This window comes from Blautia sp. AF19-10LB, from assembly GCF_003461245.1.
GTDB classification, from domain to species: domain Bacteria; phylum Bacillota; class Clostridia; order Lachnospirales; family Lachnospiraceae; genus Blautia_A; species Blautia_A intestinihominis.
This window is the reverse complement of record NZ_QTWS01000050.1, coordinates 1-16,728: the sequence shown is the minus strand read 5'-3', so window position 1 is coordinate 16,728 and position 16,728 is coordinate 1. Positions and strand designations below refer to the sequence as shown.

Genomic DNA, 16,728 nt, shown 5'->3' with positions numbered 1-16,728 from the left:
CCCCTATACCATTTCAGATATAGAGATCTTTATGCGTCATACTAACTTAATGACATTGCCTCCTGAGCTACATTTCATTTTCTGAAAAACAGATTGCGATATAAATAGTGTACATTTTCGAGAGGAAACTGTAAAGTAGAAAATGAAAAAGGACTTTGTAATTAGAAAGTGTTACTGTTCAAGGGTATGCATAGTCCATTGTAAAAAGTGATGAAATTTATTTTTTTGTTTTGTGGATAACCAGTTCCAGTAGGAAAAATTATGTTTATAGTCTTTCCTGCTGTTTCTTTTTTGAAGAGTTATCCACCGGATTTTATTTTACACAGTACATTTTTTTTATAGCCTTACCATATAGTCCTTATTTTTCAAGATACAAAATACCTGCTTATCCACAGTCATATCGACGAAAGGACAATTCCTGGAAATTCGCTTTTTTCCCATGTTTCTGTTATACTTCTCTATAAGAAAGAGAGGGCTGCCTTATGGACATTGATTTAAAAGAAGAGATCAGAAAACAGGATGAGCTTCTTGCCGAATATCTCAGAGTGATTGAGATCCAGAAAGGACTAATCCAGGAACAGAAAAAAATGATCGAATATCTGGAAGATCATATCTCAAAGATCACAGATATCATAAGCGACATCTGACCCGAACACTTCTGGAGGAACATACATGCCGGATACTTATGATTACATTACACTTCTGTGCCGGCTGAAAGCAGCACAGACCAGAATTAAAGAGCTGGAATCTGGAGAAAGATATATCCATCTTCAGGAACTTCACCAAAAAGAATACATGGCTTATGAACGGAAGCTCCGGAGATTAACGCAGGATCTGGCAGCCGCCCATAGAGAAACGATCCGTGTCCGTAATTATTGGTTTCAGGTACTGGAAGATATGCAGAGGGAACTTGAACAGGCAAAAAGAAAGGCTGAGCAGGAACTGAAAAAAATGGAAAAGCGTGCACTGGATGCTGAAAAACAGCGGGATGATGCACTGGATAAAGCAAAAGAGATCCGTCTGCAGTATTATGAAACAGCTGCTGAACTGGAAGAAGAACGGGGGAAAAACCTGAAACTGCGTGCACAGATCAATCGTGACTATGAAAACTCCGCTATTCCTTCCTCTAAGTCGATCAAACGGAAAAAGATCGCAAACAGCAGGGAAAAAACAGGACGGAAACCGGGCGGTCAGCCGGGGCATCCCGGCCACCGCAGAAAAAAACAGGAACCCACACAGCCGGTTATCCTTCTTCCTGCACCGGAAAAAGTCCTGGAAGAAAGTGATTTCAAAAAGACCGGCAGAACGATCATAAAACAGATGATGGGCATCCAGGTGCTCCTGAATGTGGTGGAATATCATGCAGATATTTACTACAACACAAAGACAGGTGAACGGGTGCATGCTGCATTTCCAGACGGGGTTGTGGATGAAGTGAATTATGACGGAAGTATCCGGGCATTCCTGTTCCTTCTGAACAATGACTGCTGTGTTTCTATTGACAAGAGCAGGAAATTCCTGTCAGATCTGACAGGCGGGAAACTGAATATCTCCAAGGGGATGATAAGCAAACTCAGCAGGGAGTTTGCTTTAAAAACTGTGCCTGAACGCAGGGCCACATATGCAGATATGCTGCTTTCTCCCGTCATGCATACAGACTGTACAAATGCGAAAGAAAACGGAAAAAGCTGTCATGTATACGTCTGTGCAGTACCGGATGGAAAAGTCCTGTACTTTGCCCGTGAGAAAAAAGGGCATGAAGGGATAAAAGGGACGGTCACTGAGGATTATCAGGGGATCCTTGTGCACGATCACGATGTTACTTTTTATAATTATGGAGCAGATCACCAGGAATGTCTTGCCCATGTGCTGCGATACCTGAAAGACAGCATAGAGAATGAGCCGGACCGTATCTGGAACAAAGAAATGCGTTCACTGCTACAGGAAATGATCCATTTCCGAAATGGAATCCAGCTGCCCCATAAGCCGGATCCAAAGACGATCTCCGGATTTGAAAAAAGATACCAGGCAGTACTGGAAACAGCCAGAAGAGAATACGGGGACATTCCGGCAAATGATTATTACAGAGACGGGTACAATCTATTCCTGAGAATGGAGAAATACATGCGGAACCATCTGCTGTTCCTGCATGATCTCCGGGTACCTGCCACGAATAACGAAGCCGAAAGGCTTTTGCGGAATTATAAGCGGAAACAGGCGCAGGCCGTGACATTCAGAAGTTTCGAAAGCATCGATTACCTCTGTCAATGCATGAGCATGCTTGTTTTGATGCGCCGGGAAGAACCGGCAAATATATTTGACAGAGTGTCCAGGATATTTGGATAAAGAAGACCGATGGCTCTAACTATTACCAGTTTACACCATCGGTCTTCTTAAGTCCAGCTAACCCTTGAACAGTAACGAACGAGAGAAAGAAAATTAAAAAAGTACAAACTTTTAGTTGTGGCCCTTCTCCTTTTCTGATATAATAAGTCCGGATTTTAAGCTTCTGCCGTGATAAAATGTGAAACTGTCGCGAATGAGGCTAAAAGGAGGAATTACAAATGAAAGAAAAGAAAAAACGGGCCAAACGTCTGCCCACCTTTGCGGAATCGATCACACCGATCATCGCAATGCTTCTGATCCTTACCATTGGAAAGGGCGTGTTCGGCTACAGCACGGAGCCGCTCCTGATCATGGTAGCAGCAATCGCGGCATTTATCGCGTTCCGTGTGGGTGTTACCTGGGATGAGATGATGGATGAGATCTGTACCAAGATTGCAAAAGGTATGCCGGCAATTCTGATTCTGGTATGCGTTGGCGCTATGGTTGGTACCTGGATGGCAGCTGGTACCATTCCGATGATGATTTACTATGGTGTTCAGATTGTAAACCCGAAATTCATGCTGGTTACAGCATTTCTGATCGAGGCTGTTGTATCGGTTGTTACCGGTACTTCCTGGGGTTCTGTCGCAACCATGGGTGTTGCCCTGATGGGAATTGCAAGTGCTCTGGGTGTGTCTCTTCCGGCTACCGCAGGTGCATGTATCGCAGGTTCCTACTTCGGTGATAAGATGTCTCCGCTGTCTGATACCACGAACCTGGCTCCGATCGCGGCAGGCAGCACACTGTATGAGCATATCGGACATATGTTTTACACCACCGTTCCGGCAACCATCGTTTCTCTGGTGGTATATGCCATTGTTGGTATGAACGCAGATGTAAGTGCAGATATCACCTCTGATACTGTTACTACCTTATTGAGCCAGCTTTCTTCCATGTACAGCTGGAACCTACTGCTCATCATTCCGGTGCTAATCGTGCTGGGAGGTTCCCTGTTTCAGAAGCCAACCATTCCGGTTATGCTTCTTTCCACCTTTGTAGCTGGCATAGAGGGTGTTTTCATTCAGCATGTAGCAATGGGTGATGTGTTAAAGGCAACGGTAAACGGCTTTAGTGTATCTATGATCCATCGCGCAGGCTTCGACACCGAGACTTGTTCCGAGGCGGTTACCAAGCTGTTAAACCGTGGTGGTATGAACGGCATTATGAGTACCACACTTCTGGTATTCTGTGCATTCTGTTTTGCAGGCATCATGAGCCGGGCCGGCTGTCTGGATGTTGTACTTCAGAAGATTTTAAGCGTGGCAAAGAGTACCGGCGCACTGATTACCGCAACGGTGGCAGCCTGCATTACCATGGCACTGACTACCGGTAACTCTTATCTTTCCATTTTGATTCCTGGAGAGATGTTCCGTGACGCTTATAAAGAGCGCGGACTTGCGGCAAAGAACCTGTCCAGAACCCTTGAGGATGCCGGTACTGTAGTGGTGCCGCTGATTCCGTGGTCCGCAGCAGGTGCCTATATGGCATCTACCCTTGGTGTAGAGACCCTGGATTACCTTCCGTGGGCAATCCTGTGCTACACTGGCTGGATCTTTGCAATCATCTGGGGCTTTACCGGATTCGGTATCGCAAAGCTTGCTGATGAGAAGAAAAAGGAGAACTAAATACGAAAGTCTTGTTCCACCGGGATTCCTGATTCCGGTGGAATTTTTGAAGAATAAAGAAAAGGCAGGAGAATAGACATTATGATCAAGTTACTGAAAAACGCGAATGTTTACGCACCAGAGAAATTGGGAAAAAAAGATATCCTCATTGAGGGAGAGAAAATCCTTCTGATGCAGGATTCTATCGAAGGCTATGAGGGACTCCCGGGAGTGGAGACTTATGACCTGGAGGGAAAAATCGTTGTTCCGGCTTACATTGACATGCATGTGCATATCACCGGAGGCGGTGGAGAGCAGGGACCGGCATCCCGTGTACCGGAGTCTCAGCTCAGCGAATTTTTAAAAAACGGTATTACCACCGTGGTTGGCCTTCTGGGTACAGATGGCGTAACCCGCAGTGTAGAGAATCTGGTAGCAAAGGCCCGTGCCCTGACCGAGGAAGGCATGACCGTGTATACACTGACCAGCTCCTACGGTTACCCGCCGACCACCCTGACCGGAAGCGTAGAGCGCGATATCATCCTGGTTCCGCCTATGATCGGTGTGAAGGTAGCTGTATCTGACCACAGAAGCTCCAATCCGGGCGGGGAAGAGCTGATCGCCCTGGCTACCGCAGCCCGCAGAGCCGGTCTGCTCAGCAACACACCGGGGCTGGTGACTATGCATATGGGTGACGGAGAGGGAAGACTGGATCCGGTATTCTATGTTCTGGATCATTCCGATGTTCCGGCCAAGAACCTGCTACCGACCCATATTTTACGTAATCCGGGCCTGATTGATGCCGGTGCGGATCTGGTACGCCGCGGCGGTTACATTGACTGCACCGCCGGTGCCGATGATGTAGAAGTAGAATCTGATGCCATGAAGCTTTACGAGCTCTTACACCGCGAAGGCGTGAAACTGGATCATGTCACCATATCCAGTGACGCATTCGGAAGCCAGCCACGCTTCAACGAGGAGGGCGAGTGCATCGGCCTGACATACGCATCTCCGAAGTATCTGCACCGCACCATTCAGATCCTGGTAAGAGAGGGTATGCCGCTGGAGGCTGCCTTACAGCTTCTGACCAGCACTCCGGCAGTGCTCCTTGGTCAGGAAGGAGTCAAGGGCTGTGTAGCAGAGGGCGCAGACGCAGATCTTCTGGTACTGGATGAAAATCTCGACATCAACAGCCTGTTTGCCCGTGGCCAGGTGGCTGTGTGGGAGCAGGAAGTGAAGATGAAAGGCAGATTTGAGCAGTAATGTTTTTATGATATGAATTGAAAGAAGCGAAGACCATCATGGTTGATAGGTTTTCGCTTCTTTTTATTTATTCTGATATAATTAAATTGACGATGATACGATTAAAAGATATAATGAAATACAGATGAAAACCAGAATCATAGAAGATGGGTAAAAAAATATGAGAGAATATGATTATCGTCAAAAATGGACAAAACTGTTGACCCCGGAAAGAACAACGCCTGTATCTTGTTAGGCTAAGATACAGGCGTTATTTAACGCTTATTCAATAACTACAATCTCAGATTCACTGATAAATATATTCCCAAACCTTCCGTTCCTGATACATTTTCCAATACACTTCTGCTATTTTTTCCGGTGCATAGTGAGTTTCCGGGACGACATTACCCATGATAGTTACAATTCCAACAAAAATTCCTTTTTCTTTTAATTCCTGATGCAATGTGCAGGCAAGACTTCTAAGTGCAGCTTTATCTATGGATACGCAGGAATATTCTGCCATTGGATGTATGGAGAAGCCACCGCCGGTAAAAAGAATTGTACCGATACCCTGTGCGATTTGAGAGGGTAGTACCTCTTTTACACATCGAAATGCCCCAAGAACATCCGTATTGTAATGTTCAAGCAAATCTTTATCAGTCCATGATGTTGGCAGTCCTGGTTCTCTTATTGTTACATTACATACCAGAACATCAATATAGTTTATTTCACTGAATATATCAGCAAATGCCTTTCTTACAGATTCTGTCTCTGAAATATCAGCAACAATGCCAAAGCAATCTATTCCCTTATCCCGAAACTGTTCTTCATATTCTGTAAGGTGTTTTCTGTTTCTTGCAAGTAGAAATACTTGAAAACCATGTTTGCCAAACACTTCTGCGATATGATTTCCCATTCCCGATCCTGCTCCTGCAATTACAATATTCTTTTTTCGCATTTCAATGGACTCCTTTACAGCAGTTTAATTGCAGCAGCTCCTAAGATCATAATCAGGACACCCAGTATTTTCTGGGCGTTAATTGGCTTTTTCGGAGATTCAAACATCCCAAAATGATCGACCAGAATACCTCCTGTTGTAGAACCAATCAAAAGAATGATGACTGTCATTCCAGTTCCTACAATTCTTGATAAATAGACATTTGCAAGAATATATAATCCGCCAAGGATTCCACCGATCCACATCCACCAGGGATTTTTAGCCGATTCATTTTTGAATGATTCTGATTTCCCATTTTTAAAATGCAGAACAATACATATAATTGCCAGAAAGATAATTCCAACAGTAAACGAAATAGCAGATGCTTTTATCGGAGAACCTACTACTTTGCCAAGATAACCGTTTACCGCAATCTGAGTGGCACTTAACATTCCTGCAAAAATGCCAAATGCTCTCCATATCCACAAAGTGGTACTTTCTGATTTTTGCAGCTTCTCACTGGCAGTTTTATTTTCTTTTGCCATTGAAACCAAAACTACGCCCAAAATTACCATTACCGCACCAGCAATGCGGAATACAGACAGCGGTGTTTTCTGTGAATAAAACAATCCAAAATTGTCGATGATCAAGCCCATTAAAATCTGACCGAGAACCGGAAGTACAACTGTCTGTACTCCACCTAATTTTGAAAATAATAAGATATTTCCTGTCAGAAAGACCAGACCACAGATACCGCCAATCCAAATCCATGCAGGCTCATTCAACAACTGTGCCAAAGGTATGTGTAACCCCTGTCCGGTAATCAATAATAATGCGGATAGAAACAATAACGCAACCACAAATGATACTAAGGATGCGTTATATGGTGAACCCACTTTTTTTCTTAATCTTGTATTTACACTTGTTTGTATAGGCAGACCAACACCTGCCAGAAATCCTAAAATAATTGACATATTCTTCATTCCTTTCTATATCTCTTGTTCACGTTTTTATTGTATGTTATACTTGTTCATAACTCAAATACCGTTATTGAAATGTGGAGATAACTATATGATTATGTTAAATCACAATCTTCGTATCTTTATCCGGGTTGCCGAAAAGGGAAGCATCACTGAAACTGCCAATGAACTTTATATCTCCCAGCCTGCAGTCAGCAAGGCGATCAAGATATTGGAAGATGAACTAAATTTGAAATTATTTCACCGGGATAAAAGAAAAGGTCTTATCCTTACTGATATAGGGCATGAGATTCTTATTTTAGCCCGTCAAATGGAAAAAACTGAAAACCGGATGTATCAGGCAGCTTTCCGTTCTAACAATTTTATTGGCGGTAAGGTAAGAATAGCATCTATGCCAATTCTCACCTCTGTAATATTGTCTGAAGTTTTTTATCGCTTTCATAAGTTATATCCTTATGTGTCGATTGAACTGATCGAGGGAAGTTCTATGGATATCCGTAAGGCAATCGAAGAACATCAGGTTGATCTCGGTATCTTTTCGGCACCATTTGATACGTTAGATTATCAGCTTCTTTTCACAGACCGTATGATTGCTGTTGGAACTTCTGAGATGCTTACAGATCCCGTCTTGGATCTGAATATCGAACCAGAACGTTTCATTTTCTGTCAGGCAGGACACGAAACTGCAATGGAACTTCTCAAAGCAAAAAATGTAAAAATATCACAAAGCTTTATTGTCTAACAGGCGGAATCGGTCATTCATCTCGCAGAAAAAGGAAATGGCATCGGTATCATCTCAGAGTTTACAGTAAACAATACCCCAAATAAACTAAGCCGTTGTGCGATTGAACCGACAATAGAGATTCCTATCGGGCTTGCTGCGAATGATCTGCACGATCTGACTCCGGTTGCTCTGGAACTAAAACGTATGATTGCGAATTATGTAAGTGAAATCATTCCATCTGTATAACCTGTTACTCACAATTTTTTATAAATACATAGCGATAAAAAGCGGGATATATGATAACCATAACCGGCTATTATCATATATCCCTTTATTGTGTCTTTTAAAATTTTTCCATGTGAATATTTCCAAACTTTAGATCTTTTTCTGTATAAGGAGCCTTTTTTTCTCCTTTTTCTCCAAGTGCTACTAAGTTTAATACTGTATATCCATCTGGAATATTCAACAACTGCCTTATTTCCTCATCAGAAGACTTCAATTTTCCTTTTCGGTTACGGATATGTACCCAGCAGGCTCCAAGATCATATTGCTCAATCGCAAGAAGCAGATATGCCGATGCGATAGCACCATCTTCAATCCAAAACTCACTGGCTCTTTTATCTGACGTTTTTACGATGGCTACAATAACAGTATCTGCACCATTTACCTGAGAACCGCCAAAGTTCTTACATGCACCAACTTTTCGTATCATTTCAGCTTCACGAACAACTACAAATTCCACTGCATGATGTCCAAATGAAGTCGGGGCAGTTAATGCTACTTTCATAATTTCCGCAATCACATCATCGTCAATCCGTTTATTTCCATACTGTCTGATAGAACGTCGTTTTCTTGCGAGTTCAAATAACTGATTTTCCATTATACTTCTACCTGAACTGCAATAAACCCATTGACATCGAAATACTCACCGGCTTCGTTTCCAAGCTGTGTATGGTATTCATTTGCAAGTAGTGCATTCCATGCATCCATGTCCTTTAAATCAATCATCATTACCACAGCATTGTCCATTCCATAAAGTCCCAATGATTTTCCAACCGTAATGCTTTCAATTCCCGGTACATGCTCTTTTAATGCGAGCTGAGCCTTGATTCTCTGCTGTACTTTTTCTTCTGATACGCCTTCCTTTAATGGTGCAATAAAAATCTGTCTTATCATGATATTTTCCTCTCTTTCTTTACTTTACATGAATAATGTAATCTTTTTTTCTTGGTAATGGTTTTGGTAATCCCCATTGCTTTAATAAATTTTTTCCATCTTCAGTTTCAAACATTTCTCTGCAAAAATGAATCCAGCAGCTTCCTACGCCTACGGCATAAGCAGCATTCATAATATTACCAGCCACAAGACAGCCGTCTTCTACAGGTGCTATTGTTTCAGGATTGGACAATACAAGGATAATTGTTGGTGCCCCATAATAAGGATGTTCCTGTCCCTTTCTGAATTTTGCATTAATGGTGTCAATTTTCATTACCGTATCTGCATTTTGGACAGCTACAATTACTGGCTGTTGTTTTCCGTTTGCCGTTGGTGCATAAGTTCCTGCTTCCAAAATCTGGTTTAGGATTTCTGTTTCAATCTGTTTTGTCTGAAATTTTCTCACACTTCTTCTGTGCTTCAACATTTCTAAACCTTCTGTGTTCATAATCCTGTTTCCTAAAAATTTGTTTTTATATACTCTGTCCCATCTGTGTTGCATCATCTAAGAGCTTTCTTTGGCTTTTGACTGCACCAGGAGAAAGTATTCCCGTCCCATATATGACACCTGCCAGCTTTGTTCCCGGAAAACATGTCATCCAGCCTTCAATATCCTTTATCACACCGTCCATTGCTGATTTTGAACTGCTTTCACTGGCTGACAATATGTAAATGTCTTTAAAATTATATTGTTGCCCATATAAAGGAACTGTCCTATCTAAAAAAACTTTAAGTTGTCCCGAAACACTGTAAAAATAAACAGGTGTTGCAAAAACAATGACATCACACTGTCGGATGCTTTCCAACAATATATTCATAATATCTGTCTGCCAGCATATACCGGTCTTAGTACATGATCTTGAACTCGAAGTTCCATAACATCCCTGACAGTATTTAATATTCTCTTTTGACAAATTTACATCTATAATTTCATTCCTGGTTTGTTTTGCTCCTGCAATAAAAGCATCTGCCAAAAGATTTGTATTTCCATTTTGGTGTGGACTGCTTCTGATCATTGCTATTTTTTTCATTTCATTCATTCCTTTCGTTTTGGATTATAATATGTGGGAACATATAACTCAAATACATATCCGGGAATGAACAGATAACTTTCTGGTTATATTATGTGCCAATTCTAAAGAAAATTATAGTTGATACTGCCAGTTTTTTATTTTTCATCATATTGTCAATGAGATAAGCAGAGGCTGATACAATGGATTATCAGCTTTATACTGGGACATTTGAATTAGAATAAATGTATGGATGTGAAAACAGACGTGAACATATTGGGGGGGGATAAGTTCACGTCTGTCTTGAGAAGAAATATTATTCTTTTTTCCACTGCTTCTTAGGCTCAAACTTACCACAATCATCGCAGGTATAAGGCCAGTTGATTTTCCACTCAAAATATTCATCTCTGGTGATTTTGCCGGATTTCAGTTCATCCATCCGAACCACCCATTCTTTCAGAAAACCATTCAAAACTCCATAATCAAACCACATGCAGACAGGAGCATGAGCAGGCCAGTTATCATTATCATGGTAGTAGACGGAAGTGTCAGCTACTTCATTACATTTTTCTCCGGGAAATTTCTTGGGAAGAAACAGATGTAATGCAGACGGATTAAATTCATCCAGCCAGAAAAGCAGTTCCATCATTTCAGGAGCATCCCGTCCAGCAGTATCGTAGAGTGTATACGGGTTGACATCAAGTGCCTTTGCCATTTTATCGACCAGATCTTTTTTCGGGACACGAACGCCTTTTTCATATTGTACAATTCTATGCTGATCGGTCAGTCCGATCTTCTCTGACAATTCTTTTTGTGTCATTTTCCGGAATGTCCGGATTTTTTTTAATTTCATATTAAAATTCATAAAGCCACCTCTGCATTAGTCCTGATAAATTCTATTGAATATAGGGAAAACAAGGAATGAATAATGATTTGTCCATATTATAACATAAATTAACAGAAAATCAATGAAAAAGAGTACAAAAAAGCACCTAAAATATGTACGGTGGTATTGACATTGACAGTAAGGAAGAATATAATGGCATTAAATCAAATAGGTACAAAAATGTATACCTACAAAATGTGCAACTTTTGATTATTGAACCTTGCTACGAAAATAAAAATCGCAGCCAAGACTTGAACCTTGACAACAAATGTTTTCAACAATTATGAAAGCATCACTATAAAGCAGTCATAATAATGGCTGCCAGCAGTGAAATATGATTTGTACAAAAGATGGATTATACTTGAGCTTCAACCGTATAGCCATGTTTTTCTAATTCTCGTATATAACGGGAAAGTTGTTTTTGCTCACAGTTTTTGCGCCTGACTTCAAAACAGTTTTCATCAAAATTAGTGCCTTGTTTTAGCATTGTATAAATGATAACAAGTAATTTACGAGCAAGAGCGACAATGGCTTTTCGGGCTCCTTTTTTCTGCTTGATTCTCCAATACCAGGCTGAAAGATATGTGTTTCGTTTGCCGGCAATTACCCAGGCAATCTCACAAAGCATACTTTTTATATAAGGATTGCCTTTTGTGATAGAGGTACTTTTTCTTTTTCCAGCACTCTCGTTATTGCCGGGACACAGACCGGCCCATGAACAGATGTGTTCTGCAGTTTTAAATGGTTTCATATCTGTACCGATTTCGGCAATGATTGCACAGGGAGCAGTTGTACTTATTCCATAGATAGTATTTAACTGTTCAATTTGTAAAGCGAATGGAAGCATATCTTCCTGAAGATGAGTTTCAATTTCAATAAGATGCTCTTTCATGGAATCATAATGACACATGAGGATTTTTAAGAAAGATTTTTGATGTTCTGAAAGAGTCCCATTTACAGACATGAGGATTTCATCAATGCGTTTTCTGGTTTTTGTTTTGAGATAAGAATCCAAAGATATTTTATCAATCCGTCCATGTTCCATCAAATGTAGAATAATGTTTCTGCCGGAAGCACCAAAAATATCAGAAATAAAAGAAGACAGACGAAAACCGGAACTCTGCAGGAATTTTTCAACCCTGTTTTTCTGGGAAGTAATATCGCGGATAATACTCTTGCGATAACGGTTTAAATCACGAAATTCACGAATCCTTTTTTCTGGAATAAAACTTGCATTAAGGAGTCCTGCACGTAGTAATGTAGAAATCCATTCAGAATCACGCATATCAGTTTTTTTGCCAGGAACGTTCTTCATATGGCGGGCATTAACAACTAATAAAGTGATATCTCCAGAGAAAGCATCTTCTAATATTTCGTAAATTGGAATCCAATAAATGCCAGTGCTTTCCATTGCAACATGATGGCAATTCTCTGAAATGATCCAGTCTCGTAAAGCAAGCATATCAGGAATTAAAGTGGTAAATTCACGAATTTCAGAGTGAGTAGGTTTACCTAATGGACCAGTTAGGATACATGCAACAATTTTTTCTTTGTGGATATCCAAACCACAGGAAATTTCTAAAAGATCTTTCATACAGACAGCCTCCTTTATAATAGAATTGACAGGAGATTTGCCCGAGATAATATGGACTTTGCTACTCGTGCTATCTGTAAAAGATGCGACAATATGCTGTACTCAAGGGCAAAACATTTACGTTGAAAAACGGGGTGAAAATCCTCCAAGGTACAATCAAACTTAATCCTGTCAATAACTATTGTAAAACAAGGCAGGAAGTAAAAAAAGTAGTGGAGATCAATCCCCTATTTTCATTATAGGCTGTGATAAGCTTTCATGATTCGTTGAAAATTGAATGAGCTGTATAGGTGCCCTTAGAGGATTAAAGGACAACACAGAATTCCACCGCTGTACCAGAGAGTAGCATGTGGAAGTCGAAGATACTCCGGCAACGGCTGGCAGGCTCGAGAAGGAGCTGGCAGCATTCAGAAAAATTCTGATAGAGGTCAAATGTAACGTTGACACCGCCTGTACGAATGGAAGGCAACACGCCGAACAGAAGAAAATTCATCATTAGACAACATCGAAAACGACAGAAGAAGGTACTGACAACGGGCATGAAACCGATGTCTGGGAGGTGATGCAGAAGAATACGGAGGAAAGGAGGTATGTGCATCATGAGAAAGACAACAGAGTATAACACAGAAAATCGTCTGACTGTGGATATTGAAGGTTTAATGGCAATGCTATCCTGCGGTGCAGTCACAGCAAGAAAAATCGCAGACTGTGCAGAAGCAAAGATCATTGTTGGCAGACGTGTTCTCTATAACGTGGATAAGATAAAAAAATATCTTGATGCAATGGCAGTGTAATGGACGAGAACAGGAGAAAACAACGAATTTCCTTCGGAATGAGAGTGCAAAGAAAAATTGGTGTTTTTCAAGAATTTACCCTTGGAAATCCTAAAATATTATGTTAATCTGTGAGCAGATATCAGACAGATTATGACTGATACGAACAGGACAAAAATCATTCCGAATAACAAACAACGAATGTGAAAGGAATGATTAGTATGGCAAGAAAAGACAATAAAGGCAGAAATTTAAAAACTGGAGAAAGTCAGCGTCCAGACGGACGTTATATGTATCGTTACAAAGATGAGCTTACCGGAAAGCGTGTTACAATCTATGACATGGATCTGGCAAGTCTGCGTGAGCAGGAAAAGAAAATCAATAAAGATATTGACGATCAGCTTATTACGGACACATCTGTAAAGAAATTGACGGTAAATGGATTATTTGAGCGATATATGGCGACAAAGAATATCCGGGAAAAAACGAAAAAGGACTACTGGCGAACATGGAATTATCGGATAAAGAATACTCTTGGAAACATCCGTGTAGTTGATTTTAAGACATCTCATGTACGGACATTTTTTTCAGGACTTTCGGATGAGGGTTTGGCACACAGCACGATTAAAAGTATGTATGCTTTATTAAACCCAGCATTTAATATGACTGTGGAGGATGGGATTATCCGTAAAAATCCGGTAACAGGAACTCTTGGCGATTATGGTGCTGCTGCAAAGGAGAAAGAGGCATTAACGCTGGAACAACAAGAGAAGCTTCTGAAATTTGTGGAGAACAGTAAGGTGTATAAGCCGCATTTGCCAATGATGCAGATTATGTTTGGAGCCTGCCTGAGAATAAGTGAAACAATCGGATTGACCTGGTCAGATGTGGATATGAAAAACCGGGAAATTCATGTGAATGGACAGCTTGTTTATTATGAGGGAGAAGAAGGTTATTGTTTCCATGATTCGGAGACAAAAACGGATGCTGGAATCAGAACAATTCCTATGACTCAGACCGTATATGATGCGTTTCGTAAGCAGAAGGAATTAAATTTGATGTTGGGATTGCAGAGTAATGTAGAGATTGGTAAACGCAGTGGTTTTATTTTTAACACAAAACATGGGCGTCCGATTATGCCAGCAGGTGTGAATAGTTTTCTGAAGAATATCGTTAATGCCTATAATAAGAGAGAAACAATATTGGCGGAAAATGAGAACAGGGAGCCAGAACTGATGCCTCATATATCTGCACACATTCTTCGTCACACAGGATGTACCAGATTGGGTGAGAATAATGTCAATCCCAAAGTTATGCAGTATGTGATGGGGTGCTGGATGTCCAGTGGACATTCGTTTAGCACCGACCGTAGCGGAGCGAAGAACATTCTGATGCGAAGATCACTATGAATATCTACAATCATATCGCTGAAATGGCTCATGTAGAAAATGAGATGTCAAAAATGAATCTGCCGGAAACTGTACCTGCTGTGGTGTAAATGTAAGTCGATGGTGTAATTTGGTGTAAATAAAGTGAGTGTTACACCAAAATCAAATGAAATGGTGTAAAAATGGTGTAAAATCAAGAAAATCGAGTGCGAAAGCAAGTGAAAAACCTCTGTGAAGCCCATAAAATCAAGGCTTCACAAATTCTTCACAAAAAATTAGCACTCACCTCTTGACAGTGCTAATAATAGGTGCTATAGTACAGATAGAACAAAGGAAGAGGGACAAAGAGATAAGAAGATTGAAAGAAAATCTCTTAGATATCCTCCATACCAGCCGGGTTCAGTACTTAACAAGTTAGTTGATATAGATTATAAAGAAAAGGGAGAGATGACTTATGTTAATGCCTAGTATTTTTGGAGAAAACTTATTTGATGATTTCTTTACACCGTTCTATTACGATGATAAAGATGAGAAGAAAGCAGAGAAGAAGCTGTACGGACACAGAGCACAGAATCTTCTGAAGACCGATATTAAAGAAACCAAGGAAGGTTATGAACTTGTAATTGATGTTCCTGGATTCAAGAAAGATGAAGTTAAGGTAGCACTGAAAGATGGTTATCTGACAGTCAGTGCAGCTAAAGGCCTTGATGAGGAAGAGGATGACAAGAAGACAGGACGTTACATCAGACGTGAACGTTACGCAGGAGCCTGCGAGAGAAGCTTTTATGTAGGTGAAGATGTTACACAGGAAGACATCAAAGGTGAATACAAACACGGTATCCTGAAACTGTTTGTTCCGAAGAAAGAAGCAAAACCGGTTTCCAATGATCCGAAATATATTACCATTGAATAATCAGTAATTGATTTGATCAGATTCCCGTCAGACAATATCTGACCGCTAAAAAGCTCGTGGTGCTGCCCGGAGACTTCGGGCAGTACCCTTAAATATAGATTTGCAGGCAACAGTCGAAAGACTTGTATATAGATTTTTTATCATAAAAGGAGAGATGACTTATGTTAATGCCTAGTATTTTTGGAGAAAACTTATTTGATGATGATTGGATGAACTTCCCGTTTAACGATGAGTTTTGGGGCAAGAAGAATCCGCTTTATGGTAAACATGCACAGAACATGATGAAAACAGATATCCGTGAAACAGACGGCAGCTATGAACTGGATGTCGATCTTCCGGGATTTAAGAAAGATGAGATTAAGGTTCAGCTGAAAGATGGTTATCTGACACTGGCAGCAGCCAAGGGTCTTGACAAAGATGAGAAAGATAAAGAAGGCAATTACATCAGACGTGAACGTTATGCAGGAACCTTAAGCAGAAGCTTCTATGTTGGTGATGCAGTCAGCGAGGAAGATATCCACGCGAAATATGAAGACGGTATTCTGAAACTTTCCGTTCCGAAGAAAGCACCGAAAGCCGTTGAGAAAAATGGTTACATCGCAATCGAAGGTTAAACCTCCATTGCTTATTCTCCCCCCATATATACATGGCCGGGATCCGAAAGGATCCCGGTTTTTTGTTTTAAAAAGTGAAATGAGGTTTTGGCAGGATTGTTGTATTATATGGCGGTTTCATGTATTGGAAAAAATACATAAAAATGTTAAAGTAACACCATCAGGAAGCACTCCTAAGGAAAAATAAAAAACAGGAAAATAAACCACATATAAGCAGGAGGGGAAAAATGTCAACACCTTATTTAACATAATATATAACAAGAATTCTCCTACCTCTGCAGGTAGTGAGATGAATTGTAGATCTGAGCATAAATGCTCAAAAGAATTTTATAAATAAAAAAGGAAACACTTGTTCCTGTAGCCGACTTGTATTATAATGAAAAAGAACATATTGTTCAGGAATAGCAATTGAAATCATTTGTAAACAGGTAGGAATAAGGTGAGGAAAATAAATCGGGCAGTA

The 16,728-nt window shown here is 40.6% G+C and carries 17 protein-coding genes and 1 pseudogene; 9 read left to right on the top strand and 9 right to left on the bottom strand.

Annotated elements, in window-relative coordinates; genetic code table 11:
* The first annotated feature begins 482 nt into the window (after positions 1–482).
* The 4 genes from DWX28_RS19660 to iadA all read left to right on the top strand — a co-directional run bounded on the left by DWX28_RS19660 (position 483) and on the right by iadA (position 5,252).
* Positions 483–647, top strand: a complete 165-nt coding sequence (locus tag DWX28_RS19660; protein ID WP_173906393.1) for a hypothetical protein — start codon at positions 483–485, stop codon at positions 645–647.
* A 25-nt stretch (positions 648–672) separates the two neighbouring features.
* Entirely contained in the window at positions 673–2,346 is a 1,674-nt protein-coding gene (locus DWX28_RS17550; RefSeq protein ID WP_118254343.1) for an IS66 family transposase, read from the top strand.
* 218 nt (positions 2,347–2,564) lie between these two features.
* Positions 2,565–4,010 (top strand): Na+/H+ antiporter NhaC, encoded by a 1,446-nt coding sequence (nhaC, locus tag DWX28_RS17545; RefSeq protein ID WP_118254341.1) that lies wholly within the window; start codon positions 2,565–2,567, stop codon positions 4,008–4,010.
* A gap of 81 nt (positions 4,011–4,091) precedes the next feature.
* A complete protein-coding gene (iadA, locus tag DWX28_RS17540) occupies positions 4,092–5,252 on the top strand; it encodes a beta-aspartyl-peptidase (RefSeq protein ID WP_008391939.1) in 1,161 nt (386 codons plus the stop codon).
* Positions 5,253–5,538: 286 nt separating this feature from the next.
* Here the strand turns inward: iadA and DWX28_RS17535 are convergent, their stop codons facing one another.
* On the bottom strand, positions 5,539–6,189 hold the full coding sequence (locus tag DWX28_RS17535; RefSeq protein WP_118254339.1) for an SDR family NAD(P)-dependent oxidoreductase: 651 nt from the start codon (positions 6,187–6,189) through the stop codon (positions 5,539–5,541).
* Positions 6,190–6,203: 14 nt separating this feature from the next.
* Positions 6,204–7,151 (bottom strand): DMT family transporter, encoded by a 948-nt coding sequence (locus tag DWX28_RS17530; protein WP_199611862.1) that lies wholly within the window; start codon positions 7,149–7,151, stop codon positions 6,204–6,206.
* A gap of 88 nt (positions 7,152–7,239) precedes the next feature.
* Here DWX28_RS17530 and DWX28_RS17525 point away from each other — a divergent pair, with 88 nt between their 5' ends.
* Positions 7,240–7,890 carry a LysR family transcriptional regulator gene (locus DWX28_RS17525; RefSeq protein ID WP_158565338.1) on the top strand — a complete coding sequence of 217 codons (651 nt, stop codon included), beginning with the start codon at positions 7,240–7,242 and terminating at the stop codon, positions 7,888–7,890.
* A 325-nt stretch (positions 7,891–8,215) separates the two neighbouring features.
* Here the strand turns inward: DWX28_RS17525 and DWX28_RS17520 are convergent, their stop codons facing one another.
* From DWX28_RS17520 to DWX28_RS19655, 7 genes are all read right to left on the bottom strand, one after another.
* Positions 8,216–8,752 (bottom strand): nitroreductase family protein, encoded by a 537-nt coding sequence (locus DWX28_RS17520; RefSeq protein WP_118254335.1) that lies wholly within the window; start codon positions 8,750–8,752, stop codon positions 8,216–8,218.
* Positions 8,752–9,048, bottom strand: coding sequence for a Dabb family protein (locus DWX28_RS17515; protein WP_118254333.1), 297 nt, complete (start codon positions 9,046–9,048; stop codon positions 8,752–8,754). The genes DWX28_RS17520 and DWX28_RS17515 overlap by 1 nt, the downstream gene beginning before the upstream one ends.
* Positions 9,049–9,067: 19 nt before the next feature.
* Complete coding sequence (locus DWX28_RS17510; protein WP_118254331.1) at positions 9,068–9,535, bottom strand: nitroreductase family protein; 468 nt, start codon at positions 9,533–9,535, stop codon at positions 9,068–9,070.
* A 25-nt stretch (positions 9,536–9,560) separates the two neighbouring features.
* Complete coding sequence (locus DWX28_RS17505; protein WP_158565337.1) at positions 9,561–10,118, bottom strand: flavodoxin family protein; 558 nt, start codon at positions 10,116–10,118, stop codon at positions 9,561–9,563.
* Between the two features lie 295 nt (positions 10,119–10,413).
* Complete coding sequence (locus tag DWX28_RS17500) at positions 10,414–10,962, bottom strand: helix-turn-helix domain-containing protein (RefSeq protein WP_118254327.1); 549 nt, start codon at positions 10,960–10,962, stop codon at positions 10,414–10,416.
* Positions 10,963–11,338: 376 nt separating this feature from the next.
* The gene (locus DWX28_RS17495) at positions 11,339–12,577 is read right to left on the bottom strand and encodes an IS110 family transposase (protein ID WP_118254324.1); all 1,239 of its coding nucleotides are present in this window, start codon (positions 12,575–12,577) and stop codon (positions 11,339–11,341) included.
* Between the two features lie 304 nt (positions 12,578–12,881).
* A complete protein-coding gene (locus DWX28_RS19655; RefSeq protein WP_199611861.1) occupies positions 12,882–13,073 on the bottom strand; it encodes a hypothetical protein in 192 nt (63 codons plus the stop codon).
* Positions 13,074–13,176: 103 nt separating this feature from the next.
* On the opposite strand from DWX28_RS19655, the gene DWX28_RS17485 reads away from it, so the two are divergent.
* The 4 genes and pseudogenes from DWX28_RS17485 to DWX28_RS17470 all read left to right on the top strand — a co-directional run bounded on the left by DWX28_RS17485 (position 13,177) and on the right by DWX28_RS17470 (position 16,265).
* Entirely contained in the window at positions 13,177–13,371 is a 195-nt protein-coding gene (locus DWX28_RS17485) for a hypothetical protein (RefSeq protein WP_004841353.1), read from the top strand.
* Between the two features lie 200 nt (positions 13,372–13,571).
* Positions 13,572–14,848 (top strand): annotated as a pseudogene (locus DWX28_RS17480) (tyrosine-type recombinase/integrase).
* A gap of 344 nt (positions 14,849–15,192) precedes the next feature.
* A complete protein-coding gene (locus DWX28_RS17475; RefSeq protein WP_015541701.1) occupies positions 15,193–15,651 on the top strand; it encodes an Hsp20/alpha crystallin family protein in 459 nt (152 codons plus the stop codon).
* A 161-nt stretch (positions 15,652–15,812) separates the two neighbouring features.
* The gene (locus DWX28_RS17470; protein WP_072522282.1) at positions 15,813–16,265 is read left to right on the top strand and encodes an Hsp20/alpha crystallin family protein; all 453 of its coding nucleotides are present in this window, start codon (positions 15,813–15,815) and stop codon (positions 16,263–16,265) included.
* Positions 16,266–16,728 lie beyond the last annotated feature (463 nt).

Coding starts and splice junctions, on each gene's coding strand:
- DWX28_RS19660 (WP_173906393.1), top strand. CDS start 483: ATGGACATTGATTTAAAAGAAGAGATCAGAAAACAGGATGAGCTTCTT.
- DWX28_RS17550 (WP_118254343.1), top strand. CDS start 673: ATGCCGGATACTTATGATTACATTACACTTCTGTGCCGGCTGAAAGCA.
- nhaC (WP_118254341.1), top strand. CDS start 2,565: ATGAAAGAAAAGAAAAAACGGGCCAAACGTCTGCCCACCTTTGCGGAA.
- iadA (WP_008391939.1), top strand. CDS start 4,092: ATGATCAAGTTACTGAAAAACGCGAATGTTTACGCACCAGAGAAATTG.
- DWX28_RS17535 (WP_118254339.1), bottom strand. CDS start 6,189: ATGCGAAAAAAGAATATTGTAATTGCAGGAGCAGGATCGGGAATGGGA.
- DWX28_RS17530 (WP_199611862.1), bottom strand. CDS start 7,151: ATGAAGAATATGTCAATTATTTTAGGATTTCTGGCAGGTGTTGGTCTG.
- DWX28_RS17525 (WP_158565338.1), top strand. CDS start 7,240: ATGATTATGTTAAATCACAATCTTCGTATCTTTATCCGGGTTGCCGAA.
- DWX28_RS17520 (WP_118254335.1), bottom strand. CDS start 8,752: ATGGAAAATCAGTTATTTGAACTCGCAAGAAAACGACGTTCTATCAGA.
- DWX28_RS17515 (WP_118254333.1), bottom strand. CDS start 9,048: ATGATAAGACAGATTTTTATTGCACCATTAAAGGAAGGCGTATCAGAA.
- DWX28_RS17510 (WP_118254331.1), bottom strand. CDS start 9,535: ATGAACACAGAAGGTTTAGAAATGTTGAAGCACAGAAGAAGTGTGAGA.
- DWX28_RS17505 (WP_158565337.1), bottom strand. CDS start 10,118: ATGAAAAAAATAGCAATGATCAGAAGCAGTCCACACCAAAATGGAAAT.
- DWX28_RS17500 (WP_118254327.1), bottom strand. CDS start 10,962: ATGAATTTTAATATGAAATTAAAAAAAATCCGGACATTCCGGAAAATG.
- DWX28_RS17495 (WP_118254324.1), bottom strand. CDS start 12,577: ATGAAAGATCTTTTAGAAATTTCCTGTGGTTTGGATATCCACAAAGAA.
- DWX28_RS19655 (WP_199611861.1), bottom strand. CDS start 13,073: ATGATGAATTTTCTTCTGTTCGGCGTGTTGCCTTCCATTCGTACAGGC.
- DWX28_RS17485 (WP_004841353.1), top strand. CDS start 13,177: ATGAGAAAGACAACAGAGTATAACACAGAAAATCGTCTGACTGTGGAT.
- DWX28_RS17475 (WP_015541701.1), top strand. CDS start 15,193: ATGTTAATGCCTAGTATTTTTGGAGAAAACTTATTTGATGATTTCTTT.
- DWX28_RS17470 (WP_072522282.1), top strand. CDS start 15,813: ATGTTAATGCCTAGTATTTTTGGAGAAAACTTATTTGATGATGATTGG.